Annotated in this window: 13 protein-coding genes; 6 read left to right on the forward strand and 7 right to left on the reverse strand. The window is 56.3% G+C overall.

Going from position 1 to position 12,474, the window contains the following annotated elements:
• Positions 1-5 precede the first annotated feature (5 nt).
• Positions 6-1,079 (reverse strand): ABC transporter ATP-binding protein, encoded by a 1,074-nt coding sequence (locus tag HP15_RS03760; protein WP_014576257.1) that lies wholly within the window; start codon positions 1,077-1,079, stop codon positions 6-8.
• 4 nt (positions 1,080-1,083) lie between these two features.
• Entirely contained in the window at positions 1,084-1,998 is a 915-nt protein-coding gene (gene argF, locus HP15_RS03765; RefSeq protein WP_014576258.1) for an ornithine carbamoyltransferase, read from the reverse strand.
• A 238-nt stretch (positions 1,999-2,236) separates the two neighbouring features.
• On the opposite strand from argF, the gene grxD reads away from it, so the two are divergent.
• A complete protein-coding gene (grxD, locus tag HP15_RS03770) occupies positions 2,237-2,563 on the forward strand; it encodes a Grx4 family monothiol glutaredoxin (protein ID WP_008176261.1) in 327 nt (108 codons plus the stop codon).
• Positions 2,564-2,573: 10 nt separating this feature from the next.
• On the opposite strand, the gene HP15_RS03775 is transcribed toward grxD, so the two are convergent.
• The 5 genes from HP15_RS03775 to HP15_RS03795 form a co-directional block, all read right to left on the reverse strand.
• Positions 2,574-3,326, reverse strand: coding sequence for an energy transducer TonB family protein (locus tag HP15_RS03775; protein ID WP_014576260.1), 753 nt, complete (start codon positions 3,324-3,326; stop codon positions 2,574-2,576).
• Positions 3,327-3,331: 5 nt separating this feature from the next.
• Positions 3,332-5,563 carry a DUF1631 domain-containing protein gene (locus HP15_RS03780; protein WP_014576261.1) on the reverse strand — a complete coding sequence of 744 codons (2,232 nt, stop codon included), beginning with the start codon at positions 5,561-5,563 and terminating at the stop codon, positions 3,332-3,334.
• A 195-nt stretch (positions 5,564-5,758) separates the two neighbouring features.
• On the reverse strand, positions 5,759-6,361 hold the full coding sequence (locus HP15_RS03785; RefSeq protein ID WP_014576262.1) for a Yip1 family protein: 603 nt from the start codon (positions 6,359-6,361) through the stop codon (positions 5,759-5,761).
• Between the two features lie 157 nt (positions 6,362-6,518).
• The gene (locus tag HP15_RS03790; protein WP_008176252.1) at positions 6,519-7,805 is read right to left on the reverse strand and encodes an HlyC/CorC family transporter; all 1,287 of its coding nucleotides are present in this window, start codon (positions 7,803-7,805) and stop codon (positions 6,519-6,521) included.
• Positions 7,806-7,890: 85 nt separating this feature from the next.
• Positions 7,891-8,697: a cytochrome C assembly family protein gene (locus HP15_RS03795; protein WP_041645006.1), complete on the reverse strand. Its 807-nt coding sequence runs from the start codon at positions 8,695-8,697 to the stop codon at positions 7,891-7,893.
• A 182-nt stretch (positions 8,698-8,879) separates the two neighbouring features.
• On the opposite strand from HP15_RS03795, the gene ffh reads away from it, so the two are divergent.
• The 5 genes from ffh to rplS all read left to right on the forward strand — a co-directional run bounded on the left by ffh (position 8,880) and on the right by rplS (position 12,373).
• Positions 8,880-10,271: a signal recognition particle protein gene (ffh, locus tag HP15_RS03800; protein WP_014576264.1), complete on the forward strand. Its 1,392-nt coding sequence runs from the start codon at positions 8,880-8,882 to the stop codon at positions 10,269-10,271.
• 163 nt (positions 10,272-10,434) lie between these two features.
• Complete coding sequence (gene rpsP, locus HP15_RS03805) at positions 10,435-10,674, forward strand: 30S ribosomal protein S16 (RefSeq protein WP_008176245.1); 240 nt, start codon at positions 10,435-10,437, stop codon at positions 10,672-10,674.
• 27 nt (positions 10,675-10,701) lie between these two features.
• Entirely contained in the window at positions 10,702-11,229 is a 528-nt protein-coding gene (rimM, locus tag HP15_RS03810; RefSeq protein WP_008176242.1) for a ribosome maturation factor RimM, read from the forward strand.
• A gap of 3 nt (positions 11,230-11,232) precedes the next feature.
• Entirely contained in the window at positions 11,233-11,979 is a 747-nt protein-coding gene (gene trmD / locus HP15_RS03815) for a tRNA (guanosine(37)-N1)-methyltransferase TrmD (RefSeq protein WP_014576266.1), read from the forward strand.
• A gap of 37 nt (positions 11,980-12,016) precedes the next feature.
• Positions 12,017-12,373 carry a 50S ribosomal protein L19 gene (gene rplS / locus HP15_RS03820; RefSeq protein WP_008176237.1) on the forward strand — a complete coding sequence of 119 codons (357 nt, stop codon included), beginning with the start codon at positions 12,017-12,019 and terminating at the stop codon, positions 12,371-12,373.
• Positions 12,374-12,474 lie beyond the last annotated feature (101 nt).

Here is a 12,474-nt window from a genome sequence, read left to right on the forward strand (position 1 = left end):
CTCAATCAGGTGGTGCGTTCGAAGGCAATCAGGTGATCCGCCTCGACACGCACCGGCACATGCTCACCCAGGTTGAAATCCAGGTGGCTGCGGAACAGGGCTTCGAACTCTGTGTCTTCGGAACACCGGAAACGGTAGAGCGTGGAAGTGCCGGCAAAGGTTTTCTCAACCACCTTGGGCTGCAGATCCGAGTCGGGGTCATGAACGATGTCATCGGGCCGGATCAGAACGTCTACCAGGGTGCCGGGTTCCCATTTGTAGGCCCGGTTGCCGTGGATCACGCCGAGCTCGGATTCAATAGTATCCGGCCCCAGGGCGGTGCCGGGGACGAATCCGCCCTGACCCACGAAGCTGGCAACGAAACGATTTGCCGGTTCATGGTAGAGGTTGTAGGGCACGTCCCACTGCTGGATCCTGCCGTCCCGCAACACAGCGACCTGATCGCACATGGCGAAGGCTTCCTGCTGGTCGTGAGTAACCAGAATGGCGCTGATGCCCAGCGTCTTCAGAATTTCGCGAACATCCAGGCTCAGCCGACGGCGCAGATCCGCGTCCAGATTGGAAAACGGCTCATCGAGCAAAATCAGGGTGGGCTCGGGTGCCAGGGCGCGGGCCAGGGCAACCCGCTGCTGCTGGCCGCCAGACAGTTCATGGGGGTAGTTGTCGGCCAGATCCTGCAGGTGCACGACATTCAGGAGTTCCATGACCTTCTGCCGTTTCTCTGCCTTGTTCAGATTCCGCAGACCGAACCCCACGTTGTCAGCGATAGTCAGGTGCGGAAACAGGGCGTAATCCTGGAACACCATGCCGATCCGACGCTTTTCCGGGGGCAGGGTGCGTCCGGGCAGGCTGATGGCCTGGGACTGCAGCGAAATCTCGCCACCACTCAGTGGAAGAAAACCGGCGAGGGCGCGCAGTATGGTACTTTTGCCGCAGCCGCTCGGCCCAAGCAGGCAGCCGATGTCGCCATGGCTCAGGGCAAAGCTGACATCTTTGACCACAGAATCCCCGCCGTAGCCACAGGACAGGTTGTTGACCTCGAGCAGCCAGTCTGCCGGAGATTGTGCGGTTGTGCTCATGGAATCAGTCCAGCCGGTTCAGGATGAGAAATTCGAGCAGAGCCTTCTGGGCGTGCAGGCGGTTCTCTGCCTCGTTCCAGACCACGGAGGCAGGATGCTCCATCATGTCCGCCGATATTTCCTCACCACGGTGAGCCGGGAGGCAATGCATGAACAGCACATCCTTATCGGCCACAGAGAGCAGCCCGGGATTGATCTGATAGCCACTGAACGCCCTTTCACGGGCTTTCTGCTCGTCTTCCTGGCCCATGGAAGCCCAGACGTCGGTCACCAGGAGCTGGGCGTTTCGGGCCGCCTCGGCCGGCTCCCGGAACACTTTGACCCGGTCTTCGTGGCCCTTGAGCATTGATTCTGCCGGCTCGTAGCCCTCAGGGCAGGCGATGTTCAGGTTGAAATCGAACTGTGCGGCGGCATTGATGTAGGAGTGGCACATGTTGTTGCCATCGCCGATCCAGGCTACGGTGGCGCCGCGAATACTGCCGCGGTGTTCCCGGAATGTTTGCATATCGGCCAGCAATTGACAGGGGTGAAAGTCATCGGTCAGCGCATTGATCACCGGCACCCGTGATGCAGCCGCGAAGCGCTCCACGGTTTCATGGGCAAAGGTGCGGATCATCACCGCATCAACCATGCTGGAGATAACGATAGCCGAGTCTTCTATCGGCTCGCCCCGGCCAAGCTGGGTATCCCGTGGCGACAGGAACATTGCGGAGCCGCCGAGCTGCGTCATGCCGGCTTCAAAAGAAACCCGGGTTCGCGTTGATGATTTTTCGAAGATCATCGCAAGGACACGGTTCTTGAGGGAGTCCCGAACCTTCCCTTGCCGCCACTCGTTGCGCAATGCTGTGGCATGATCAACCAGGCTTTCCAGCTCGTTGGTTGTCATGTCATTCAATGTCAGAAAATGTCTTGCCGCCATGCAATGGCCCTTATCTCACCGAACCCCGCTGCTGGCGGGATTGCCTGAACGTTGGCTGAAAAAATGGGGCATCAAGTCTAGCCCTTCGGAGCAGGTATGACAACGCTGTGGCCGGGCTGGAACTGCCAGTGTTGCTCGAGGTCAAATCAAGGTGTTTGGTGAGGTGTTCGGCACCCGTGTACAATGGCGTCTAGAAAATTGCCGTGTGGCAAGACTGTTCCAACAGAGGTGAATGTTCATGGATATCAATGAAACCATTAAGAGCCAGCTTGAAGAGAATCCGATCATCCTGTACATGAAGGGCAGCCCACAGGCACCCCAGTGTGGCTTCTCGGCCAAAACCGTACAGGCGGTAATGGCCTGCGGCGAACGCTTTGCGTTCGTCAATATTCTGGATAACCAGGAGCTTCGTGAAGCCCTGAAGGTTTACTCCAGCTGGCCCACGTATCCCCAGCTGTACATCAATGGTGAGCTCGTTGGCGGATGTGACATTGTTCTCGAAATGTCCGAGAGCGGTGAGCTGGCCAAACTTGTCAAAGAGGCGGCGAAGCAGGCAGAAGCCTGATCACTGCCGCTCAGAGCCGTTTCGGGGTGAACAACAGTTCCACCTCGAAGCGGTTCGCGCTCCCGCTATCCTTCGGTGGCTGGGGGTAGGGGCTAGCCGCCAGCGCAGCCCGATATGCAGCTTCATCGATTGGCTTGATTCCTGTTGATTTCAGAACCCTTGCCCGGGTCAGGGCGCCATTTCCAAGCAACTGCAGTTCGACTTCCATAGCGACCGTGTCAGTGAGGCTCCTCATGGCCGGCACTCTCAGTTCTTCAAGTTGATGGGCCAGATGGACGGCCAGTTTGACCACATAGGGGTCGAGCTCGCCCGGTGACTCCGTAACCCTCGTAATGCTCTCCTCCGTTTTTTCAGGGAGCTGTTCGGGTTCTTCTCCGGCAGCAGAGCTGGCGCTTGACTGTGCGGCTTCGCTCCGGGGGACGCTGGTATTTGTTGCCTTTGTCGGGGCGGGGGTTTGCGGCTCGCGGGATGTCACAACCTCCGGTTTGGAGAGGGGGGCCGGCTCAGGAGGATCAATCTCAAACGGCGTTACCCGTGGTGCATCCCGACGAGGACTGGGGTCAGCTGACGGGTCGGCAACCGTTCTGTGAGTGCCCGGGGCTACCAGCTCGAACCGTACACTCTCTCTGTGCGTGGCCGTTGGTTCTTCCTTGGGCGAGGGGATGCCTGAAAGCAGGAGCGTGTGTAGGAAAAGAGCCAGAGACAAGGCAAGCCCAAGCCGGTAGGCAGCCGGCAGGGCATTGGGACTGCTTTTTTCAGGCATTGGCGTCAGGCGGTCTTGCTCCGGAGGGTGCCGACAACCGCATCCAGGGCCCGATCAATCAATGCGCCCTGCTCAAGCAGAGTCAGCCGGCCACGGCGCATTTCATGGGCCAGTTCAATCCGGGTTTTCTCAATCACTTTCAGCCCCATCCGATTCACAAAGACAAAGCAATCTGCCTCATCAATGATAGCGGACAGCTTGCAGCGGAAGTTTGCGCCATTAACCAGGCTGAACTCGACCCAGTTACCGATCTGCATACCGTCTATCTGAGCGACATATTCAGACACGGCTGCGTCTTCCAATTCTTGCTGCCTGTTAGCCTTTTTCGAAGTGTGGCTTTCTGAATCATCAACTGGCGTCGCACCTGCTTCCTCGCGAGGTTCAATCACCGCGTTGGTCCGGAATGCTTCAGCAAGCTCGTGTTTCAGTTGCCCCATCATTTCATCAAGTTTTGACGAATTATAGGAGACTTCCTCGAGTCCCGACCTTAGCGACTTCAGGAGGCTGGGAACCACGCGTACCCATTCGTCTCGTTCATTGTCCTCCTGATGAGGGTGCAAGCACCAGATGAGGTCATCAACAACTTTCACGGTTGAATTCCATCGGTGTTCGACATCGTCTCTGAGATAGGCGAGGAAAAGAACGCGGCTCCACCCGTTCATTAGGATATCGTGAACAGGTTGCGGCATTTTATAACGGGAAACCTTCTCTTTCAGAAGGTTGTCGACGGTTTCTTGCGCCGCCTGGGATTTAATTCGCCCCCTCTCGGATTCTCGGGTTCGCTGTTCGACAAGCGATGCTTTGCGATTCTCGCGCTCTAGAAACTCCTCGAACTCCTGATTGAGCTTTTCAAAAAGAGAAATGTCACCATCGAATTCGTTGAGGATTCGCTGAACGATATTATGAATCTGTCCATACAGCTTATCCTTTGACTTTTCGTCACTATTGCTCCAGCCAATACCCGCTCTGGCAAGCGAATTTAGCAGCCTGCGAGCAGGATGTGTGGCGCGACTGAAAAAGCTCTTGTCTCGCATAACCACTTTCAGGATCGGAATCTGCAGACGGCTTATCAGAACCTGGACGGGAGCAGAGAGGTTGTAGTCGTCGAGAATGAACTCGAACAGCATGGAGACGAGATTGATCAGGTCTTCATCAACTTCGTTGAGTGCGGGTTGCCGTCCATCACCTTGGTCAGCTTCTTCCTGAAGTAGCTGGTGGACCAGTTGTCTGAGGTCTAAGCTTAGTGGCTCGCCATCACTTAAATTGCTTTGATTCTGCCAATGTGCGCCAGCAAGTGGCAGCGCATTGAGCAGGCTCGCTAATTCAGAGTCGCCGATAACTCGCAAGGAGGGATCAGATGCTCGAGGAGGTATGCCTGCGTTGGCCCTCTGTAATGCAAGCATCTGACGGATCTGTTCGAACACAGCGCTACTACCCGCTGCTTCCCGGCCACCTTCCAGAGTTTCAGTGCTTGCTGTATTCGATTCGTCTCTCTCTGAGCTTGAGCTCTGTTTTCCCGAGGCCTCATGATGCTGACCGGATTTGCCGTGATAACGGAAGTTCGGAATGATGCCGGCCTGGATCAGTATGCGGTTGGCTTCGTCCAGCAGCATGCCGAGGTTGGACACAACATAGCGGTCAAACTGCTTGAGCAGGATCAGGCGCTCACGAATCTGGATCTCAAGGGCCTGTATTGCCTCTGTGAACGCACTGCAAAGGTGTTCCGGTGCCATCGGATTGACCGGTGATTCGTCGGTGGCTTCCGGGTACACCTGACTGAAACGGGTCTGGAGTTGCAGCAGTGGGCCCTGAAAGTGCGCCTTTGCCTTTGTGATCATGGCGTTGAGGGCAACCTGCTCCTCAAGGTCGTCATTGCCGACCAGGGCAAGAGTGTCGGCGCTGGCCTGCTTGCTCAGCTGTTCTTCCTGAAGCGGTCCGGTGTGAGGGGGGGTGGCAAAATATTGGGCAACGGTGTTCTGGAAATGCCGCTCGACACCCTTGCGCTTGATGCGAATTTCACGCATCGCCTCGAAGTACCGGTTCTGTTCGTTGTTGCTGCGGGCATTATTGGCCAGCTCGAACAGTGAATCGTCGACGGCGTCGAAGGCGCCCTGCAGCAAATCACCGAGCCCGGCGACAACCGTGTCCCGGATGCGGGTGACCTCCGCAGGAACCGGTCTGTTACTTCCGGCTTCCCTGTGTTCGCGGAGGTAATGTATGCCGGACTGCTTGTTCATGGCAGACTCCTGTTTACGCCTCAACCGGATACATGACCGAGCTTGAAATCCTTGGATTCTCGTTATTGGTTAAATTTACCGCATTTTGCCCAAAGTTAACATGACCAAACGCTAACGTGGGAGCAAATTCAAAAAAACACGGGGTGCCCAACAGGCACCCTCGTGCAGATAACTGACTTGCAAGAGAATTTGCGGTCAGTTGACGTAAACCGGGCCTATGCCCATGCTCCAGATAACGACACTGATGGCGAGCAGGGCAACAAACATAACCAGGCCAACCGTCAGGACTGCAGAAGCGAACATGAACCCCTTGTCCGCCGGGATCTTCATCAGAATCGGTAGCCCTTCGTAAAGCAGGTAGACCGCGTAGGCAACCGCCACCAGGCCTGCCAGCATATTCACCCATATGTTCGGATACGCGGCGATTACGCCAATCAGGAAAATCGGGGTTGCCGTGTACGCCGCCAGAGCAACGCCTCTGGGCGTCCGTTCCACCGCATCATACGTTGCGGCGAAAAAATCAATGAACTTGCCGAGTATAAAAATGCCGGCAAGCATGGCCGCGTAGAAAAGTGTGGATAGCTGGAGTGCGCTCGTTACCGACAGTTTGGTGATCTGGCCATCACCAATTTGCCAGCCTACCTGGGTTGTTCCGATGAAGCCGGCAACCGCAGGGATCAATGCCAGCAGCAGAATGTGGCCGGCGTACAGTCTTGTGACAGTCTCGGATTCATTGCGGATCGCCTCCCACTCCCGGTCGGGATGGGCGAGCAGGCCAAACGTGTGTGTCAGACTCATGGACGTATTCCTTGTGATTGTTTTTGTATCGCACGCTCCTTCAGTGTTGGTGGGGGATCACCGGGGGTCAAGCTGGCGGTTAAATTTTGATCTTTCAAGAACGGAAGGCGCTATAACCGAAGGGTCTATAGCGCGATAGGGAGGAGGTGTCCGGGTTTTACTGTTTCAGTGACAGAGAACGTTTTTTGCGTTTTTTCGGGTGCACAATGGCTGCTTTCACGACATTGTCCTTGATCTGCAGCACTTCTACCCGATGGCCGTCCACTTTCAGGCAGACGTTGGTGTCGGGGATGTTCTCCAGGGTTTCGGTAATCAGCCCGTTGAGGGTTTTGGGGCCATCGGTAGGGAGCTTCCAGCCCAGGGTCTTGTTGATGGTTCGAACGGCGGAAGTGCCATCGATAATGAACGTGCCGTTGTCCTGCGGAATGATGTCCGGGCTGGTGGCGGCATAGTCCGTCGTAAAGTCGCCGACGATCTCTTCAAGTATGTCTTCCAGTGTCGCGAGGCCAAGAACGTCGCCGTATTCATCGACAACAACGCCGAACCGTCGACGACCTTTCTGGAAGTTGATCAGTTGGGTGTTCAGGGGCGTGCTTTCCGGGATGAAATAGGGTTCCTGGCAAAGCTGCATGATCATGGCCTTGTTGATTTCCTCCTGTTGCAGCAGTTTGGAAGCGCTGCGCAGGTGCAGTATGCCCTGAATGTTATTGATGTCGCCCTTGAAGACTGGAAGCCGGGTATGCTGGCTGCTGCGCAGTTGGCGCAGAATGGTGTCGGTGTCGTCTTCCAGGTCGATACCCACTACCTCGTTTCTCGGCACCATGATGTCATTCACGGTCACTTTTTCCAGATCCAGAATGCTGACCAGCATGTCCTTGTGCTTGGCGGGTATCAGGGCGCCTGCCTCGTTCACCAGTGTTCGCAGTTCTTCCCGGCTGAGGTGGTCGTTGGCAGCGTCTGCGGCGGAAACGCCCAGCAGTTTCAGTATGCCTCCGGTGAACAGGTTCACCGCCCAGACAATCGGATACAGGATTTTCAGCAGCGGACCGAGTATGTAACTGGCCGGAAAGGCAATTTTTTCGGGAAATAGTGCTGCAAGGGTTTTCGGAGTGACTTCTGCGAAGATCAGAATCACGATGGTCAGCAGGATGGTGGCAATCGCGATGCCGGCATCGCCCCAGACCCGAATCGCGATAACCGTGGCGATCGAAGAGGCGAAGATGTTCACGAAGTTGTTGCCGATCAGGATGACGCCGATCAGCTGGTCGGTTCGTTGCAGCAAGCCCTGGGCGCGCTTGGCACCTTTATGGCCGGTTTTGGCCATATGTTTGAGACGATATCGGTTGAGCGACATCATCCCCGTCTCGGAGCTCGAGAAGAAACCGGAAAGGAGGATCAGTCCGACCAGGAGAATAAACAGCGCGGTGAGCGATGTTTCGTTCAAAAGAGGTGTCCTTATATTGCTGACAAGTAGCGAAAATAGGGTTTCGGCGAGCGTTGTGTCAAGAGAATAACCGGTGCTTCCGGTGTCAGACGCCGCGCTGGAAGATCAGTTCCAGCACAAACTTGCTGCCGTAGAAGGCCAGCATCAGGAGTGCGCAGCCAGCGAGGGTCCAACGGCTGGCGGTGATGCCCCTCCAGCCTTTGGTGTAACGACCAATCAGGAGCGCCACAAACACAAGCAGGGACAGGATCGAGAACAGGGTCTTGTGGGCGAGATTCTGGGCAAAGAGATCCTCTATAAAGAGGGCGCCGGTCACAATGGCCAGAATCAGCATGACGACGCCGGCCCAGACCATCTCGAACAGCAGCGACTCCATGGTTTGCAGAGGCGGCAGGTTACGAACCAGCAGGCTGTTGTAATTGTGCTTCAGTTGGCGATTCTGGAAGTAAAGTAGAACCGCCTGGATGGCCGCCAGAGTAAAGAGGCTGTAGGCTGTCACCGAAAGCGCAATATGGGAGAGCATGCCGTAGCTTTGCTCGGACACCAGTCTCGAGGGTCCATGGGTAACCAGGGCGAGAATAATGGTGAGGCCGGCCAGCGGGTACACGCCGAGAAACAGGCTTTGCACCGGCTTTTTAAGGTTGAGTCCCAATAGAAGGAAGACGATCAGCCAGGAAATAAGCACGGAGCTTTTGAAAAAACTGAAATCGAAGCCGCCGTCGTGGTGGACTGTCTGGCCAATGAGAAGTCCGTGGCTGGTCAGGGCGAGAACGCCAATCAGGGTAGTAATGGCAATGTTGCTTTGAACCCGGCCCCTGAAATGCAGGGCCTGCAGCGCGGTACCAACGCTGTAAAGAAAAAGAGAGGTGACCGCGAGAATCAGCGTTCCCATGACTTCCTTATTAACCACTGTTCTGACTGGGGATCGGCGCTGGTTTGCGCCGATTTGACCGGGCTGGTCGTTTCAGGGCGATAGTCTGGTTATAATGTCGCGATTATGCAACTGGAATCAAGGAGTCGTCGCCGGCTCTGCCGATTCACGCACTCAATTTATCCGGGGTACGGAAGAGCAACATGTTTGAGAACCTCCAAGACCGACTTTCCGGCAGTCTGCGCAAGATTTCCGGCCAGGCGCGCCTCACTGATGACAATATAAAGGACACCCTGCGGGAAGTGCGCATGGCGCTGCTGGAGGCGGATGTCGCCCTGCCGGTGGTGAAGGACTTTGTTGAGGGCGTCCGCAAGCGTGCCATTGGCCAGGAGGTGCAGCGCAGTCTGACGCCGGGCCAGGTCTTTGTGAAAGTTGTCCAGCAGGAGCTGGAACGCGTCATGGGCGAGGGTAATGAATCCCTCAATCTGAACGTCCAGCCGCCGGCCGTAGTCATGATGGCGGGTCTGCAGGGTGCAGGTAAGACGACCACGGTCGCCAAACTCTCGCGCTTCCTTAAAGAGCGGCAGAAAAAATCCGTCCTGGTGGTCAGCGCCGACGTCTACCGTCCGGCGGCGATTCGCCAGTTGGAAACCCTCGCTGGCGAAGTGGGTGTCGAGTTCTTCCCGAGCACTGCCGATCAGGACCCGGTTGATATTGCCGAGGGTGCCATTGCCGCGGCCAGGAAGAAGCACATTGATGTGGTAATTCTTGATACCGCCGGCCGACTCCACGTCGACGAACAGATGATGGGAGAGATTGGTCGGCTGCATAAAGCGGTCAACCCGGTTGAAACCCTGTTCGTGGTCGATGCCATGACGGGCCAGGATGCCGCCAACACCGCCAAGGCGTTCAACGATGCCCTGCCGCTGACCGGCGTGGTGCTGACCAAGACCGATGGCGATGCCCGTGGCGGTGCCGCCTTGTCTGTTCGTCACATTACCGGTAAGCCGATCAAGTTCCTGGGTGTTGGTGAAAAGTCTGATGCGCTGGAGCCGTTCTATCCGGACCGGGTTGCCTCCCGGATCCTGGGTATGGGCGATGTGCTCTCGCTGATCGAAGAGGCAGAGCGCAAGCTTGATCAGAAGAAGGCCCAGAAGCTCACCAAGAAAATCAAGAAGGGCAAAAGCTTCGATCTGGAGGATTTTCGGGATCAGCTTCAGCAGATGAAGAACATGGGTGGCATCGGTGGCCTGCTCGACAAGTTGCCCGGCATGGGGCAGATGGCCCGGGTGGCGCAGCAACAGGTCAACGACAAGTCCATGGGGCAGATGGAGGCGATCATTTGCTCCATGACGCCAAAAGAGCGGCGTTACCCGGATGTGATCAACAATTCCCGCAAGCGCCGTATCGCCACGGGGTCTGGAACCCAGATCCAGGACGTCAATCGTCTGCTGAAGCAGCACAAGCAAATGCAGAAGATGATGAAAAAGTTTGGCAAGAAAGGCGGTATGGCGAATATGATGCGCGGCATGGGCGGCATGATGCCCCCTGGCGGCGGTGGGGGAGGCGGAATGCCCCCGTTTGGCCGTATGTAAAAAGCCTTACATGGAAAACGGGGAAACAACTGGTTTTGCTGTTTTCTTTGGCGCTTTTTTAGCATAGAATAGCGCCCCTTTCGAGTATGGGTCTTCGCGTCAGCTGGTGTTCAGCAGGCGTGAATCGTACAAAGTTCGTTCAACAGAACAGGATATTGGTTAAATGGTAATTATCCGTTTGGCTCGTGGCGGCTCCAAGAAGCGCCCGTTCTACCATCTGACAGTCACCGACAGCCGCAAATCCCGCGACGGTCGTTTCATTGAGCGCGTAGGTTTCTTCAACCCGGTAGCCCGTGGTCAGGAAGAGAGTCTTCGCGTTGATCGTGATCGTGTCAATTTCTGGCTCGGTCAGGGCGCGCAGACCAGCGAGCGCGTTGCACAGCTGCTGAAGGCTGCTGGGTAAGACAGTACTGACACCGGGGTTTATGGCATGACACAGAATTCGCAGGAAACTGTGATCGGCCGGATTACCTCGGTGTTTGGGGTCAAAGGATGGCTTAAAGTCTTTTCCTACACAGACCCCAAGGAAGGAATACTGAACTATCCCGATTGGACTCTTGATCTGGATGGCAAGCGTATTCCGGCCAAGCTTGAGGAAGGCCGCCGCCAGGGGCAGGGGATCGTCGTCAGGCTGAAAGGTATTAACGACCGTGATCTGGCCCGCACGTATTGTGGTGCCGAAGTCAGGGTTTCCACTGCTGAATTGCCGCCGCTTCCCGATGGGGAGTACTACTGGTTTCAGTTGGAAGGTCTTGATGTGTTCACGGTAGATGATGAGTGCCTTGGTAAAGTGCACCATCTGATGGAAACCGGATCCAACGATGTTCTGGTGGTGCAGGCAACAGCAGGCTCCATTGATCAACGTGAGCGTCTGATCCCCTATCTGCCGGGCGAAGTGGTGCAGAGTGTTGATCTCGCCGCAAAGCAAATGGTGGTGGACTGGGATCCGGAGTTCTGACGGGTGTGGATTGGCGCAGTCAGTCTGTTCCCGGAGATGTTCGGTGCGGTGACGGATTACGGGATCACAGGGCGTGCGGTTCGGGATGGTCTGCTGACCTTTCGGACCTGGAATCCCCGTGAATTTACCCAGGACCGGCATCGCACGGTAGATGACCGGCCCTATGGTGGCGGCCCGGGCATGCTGATGAAAATTCAGCCCCTGAGGGACGCAATCCATGCGGCACGGGAATCGGCACCCGGAAACCCCTGTGTGGTTTACCTGTCGCCCCAGGGTGAGACGCTGAACCAGTCTGTTGTCGAGTCGCTCGCGGCAGAACAGCAACTGATTCTGGTGGCGGGCCGGTACGAGGGTGTTGATGAGCGCCTGATAGCGACGGAAGTCGATCGGGAAGTGTCACTGGGCGATTTTGTGCTGTCCGGTGGCGAACTGGCAGCGATGGCTGTTATCGATGCGGTTACACGCCTCATCCCCGGAGCGCTGGGTCATGCGCAGTCGGCAGAGCAGGATTCTTTCGCCGACGGTTTGCTGGATTGTCCGCACTACACCCGGCCCGAGGTTTACGAAGGTCAGGCGGTGCCGGATGTTTTATTGGGCGGTCACCATGATCAGATCCGGCGTTGGCGGCTCAAGCAGTCGCTGAGGCGAACCCGGGAGCGACGCCCCGACCTGCTGGAAAAGCGGGTGTTTACGGAGGAAGAGCGTGAGCTGCTGGAAGAGATTTTGAACGAACCGGGTGCCTCTGAATAATCAGGGCATTAACAGATTGGGTATCAGGAGCATTACGATGAGCGGCAAGAACAACATCATCAGTCAACTTGAAGCAGAACAGATGACCAAGGAAATCCCCGCGTTTGCGCCGGGTGACACCGTGGTCGTTCAGGTTCGCGTAACCGAGGGTAACCGTGAGCGTCTTCAGGCGTTCGAAGGTGTCGTCATCGGCAAGCGTAACCGTGGCATGAACTCCTCTTTCACCGTACGTAAGATCTCCTACGGTGTCGGTGTTGAGCGTACTTTCCAGAGCTTCTCAAAGCTGATCGAAAGCATCAGTGTGAAGCGTCGTGGCGATGTTCGCCAGGCCAAGCTTTACTACCTGCGCGACCTGTCTGGCAAGGCGGCTCGTATCAAGGAAAAGCTGGGCTGATCAGCAGTGCGCTGAACAGCAGTCAGAAAAAGGCAGCCGAGGGCTGCCTTTTTTGTGTCTGAGGTTTCGGTATGCTTGGTGTGTTGTGGGACCTATGCAGT

Source organism: Marinobacter adhaerens HP15, from assembly GCF_000166295.1.
Taxonomy (GTDB): domain Bacteria; phylum Pseudomonadota; class Gammaproteobacteria; order Pseudomonadales; family Oleiphilaceae; genus Marinobacter; species Marinobacter adhaerens.